General features: G+C 56.6%; 2 protein-coding genes. One reads left to right on the top strand and one right to left on the bottom strand.

Annotated features, from left to right (window positions below; translation table 11 throughout):
* Positions 1-1,285: 1,285 nt before the first annotated feature.
* Positions 1,286-1,981 (top strand): response regulator transcription factor, encoded by a 696-nt coding sequence (locus tag HCR68_RS13865; RefSeq protein WP_167150445.1) that lies wholly within the window; start codon positions 1,286-1,288, stop codon positions 1,979-1,981.
* Between the two features lie 46 nt (positions 1,982-2,027).
* Here HCR68_RS13865 and HCR68_RS13860 read toward each other — a convergent pair whose 3' ends face one another.
* Positions 2,028-2,174, bottom strand: coding sequence for an integrase core domain-containing protein (locus HCR68_RS13860; protein ID WP_243859154.1), 147 nt, complete (start codon positions 2,172-2,174; stop codon positions 2,028-2,030).
* Position 2,175 lies beyond the last annotated feature (1 nt).

Below are 2,175 nucleotides of genomic sequence, written 5' to 3'. Positions count from 1 at the left end.
CATCGGCATGCGCACCCCCGCCGAGCACGAAGCCGCCTGGGCCCCCGACACCCACCGCCAGGAACAACTACAACCAGCCACCACCACATCCAGCTAAACCAGCCTCCACAAAACCCGGGGCTTGACACTTTGTCCTGACACGGAACTGTCACCCATGTCCAGAGACATCACACCCCCAACACGATCTACATCACACCAAACAACTTGACCGCTCTTTGAGCCGCTGGGCCTCGTCGGTGACAGCGCCGGGCCGAGCGCCCCGATTCACCCCCAGGCCCGGAGCCCCCAGGTGCGCAGAGCCTCATGATGGACCTCTAACTCCCTGGGGATCGCACTCTTGCCCTGTGCCGAGTCAGCCAGAGCCTCCAACGTCATCCTCATGGCTCGCTCTCGCAGCTCCGGGCGGATGTAGGCTCTGTGCAGAACATCTCACAACAGCCTCGAGCGCCTAGACTCCACCGTGACGCGGCCAGGCCGGTACGTCCCGGCACCGGCTCCAGAGACTTCAAGTCCAAGGGCCCTGTCCCTGCTCTGCGGAATTCCTTAACCGCCCGGTCTCCATCAGTGTTTCCAGCCTCGCCTCATTGTGAGCCGAGCCTAGGTGCTTCTCGATCCGACGCACACTACCAAACTTGTGCACGATCTGTCCCGCAGCGGCTCCGCGGTGATTCGGACCTTGCACCGAAACAGACTCATGCCACAACGCCACACAGCCTCTTAACACCCTACCACCAGAATCCAATGCTGGAGCACCAGTTAATACCAGCACGAACCTATCGAAACCCATCGAAGTGCCATGAGCCAAGTACGATTCCTACGTGAGAAGGAGAAGAACTACGATTAGATGAGAACCACCGGACTGGGAGCCGTAGGCCTGGATCTTAAGGAGTCCGAGCGAACTGTAGCTGATGATATGATCACATCCGGCTACAGTGTGACCTACCGACGCAGAGGAAATCTCCCCTACAGCCACCTTCAGTCGGCCATCATCCCCCGATTTTCTGGAGACGACCTCCATATTCAACGGCACGCAGACCGCTTCCAGCCGTTCCCCATTGCCCTGACCCAGAGCGTAAATTGAGTTCAGTCCGCGATGACCAACGGGGCCTACTCCTCTTCATGCTACACGCCGCCTTCTTTGAGAGTGGGATCCTTGGGATGCAGGAGAGATTCTGCACTATCAGGGAATCTCTAGCTACCCCCACTAGATAATGACCCTTGGTTGACATCTGCTTCTGTTTCACTCTCAACACCTTCCGCTCCCACCACACAGGATAGAACATAGATGATTAATGTTGGTATCGTGGACGATGACGCACTAGTGCGCCACACGCTAATAGACCTCCTCTCCAAAAATGGCGATATATCCGTAGCATGGACGGCTAAGGATGGCCGGGAGGCTCTCGACTTTTTCCGTTCCCCAGAGACTGACGAGATCCAAGTCGCACTCGTAGATGTTCAGATGCCCAGAATGGGTGGCCTCACCCTGGCCAAGGCGCTCCTCAACGAGGATCCGAATCTTGCAATCCTTATTCTGACTACCTTCACCGCCGACTCGATCGTTAATAATGCTATGGCGCTAGGGGTGCGCGGATTTATTGCCAAGGAGGACGGCGTCTCCTTCTTGGCCGGCGCCATTCAACAGGCGGCCGCCGGAAACCTCATCCTGTCTTCGACGGTGTCGGCCGTTATTATCAATCATGCTCGAGGAAAGGTCGGCGGATCCCCTCTCCTTGAACCCACCATAAAGTCGCCAGCAGAACAGGAATCTTCCAGTTTCCCCTATGAGGTCAGGCTCTCAGAGCGTGAGAAAGAAGTGCTCTCGCTCGTCATCGACGCCAGGACTAACAAACAGATCGCGTCCAAGCTGGGGCTCAGTGAGGCTACAATCAAGACCCATATCTCCGCGATCATCGCCAAGCTTGGGGTTCAGGACAGAGTGGGAGCAGTGGTCTACGCCTTGCAACATAACCTGGCTTGAACATGTGGGCTGCTGGGTGTTTTTCGGACACTGCTTGTTTGGTGTTTCAGGCTGCCTTGGTTAGGTCCAGGAATTCTTGCTCGACCTCGTTAGGTGTGCGGTATCCCAGGGCTGAGTGAAGGCGCACATGATTGTATCTCAGCTCGATCCACGAGGCAATATCGTTGATCGCCTTCTGTCTCGTGGGGTACACC

It is taken from the genome of Actinomyces sp. ZJ308 (assembly GCF_011752065.1).
Taxonomy (GTDB): Bacteria; Actinomycetota; Actinomycetes; order Actinomycetales; family Actinomycetaceae; genus Actinomyces.
This window is presented reverse-complemented; position numbering and strand designations above follow the sequence as displayed.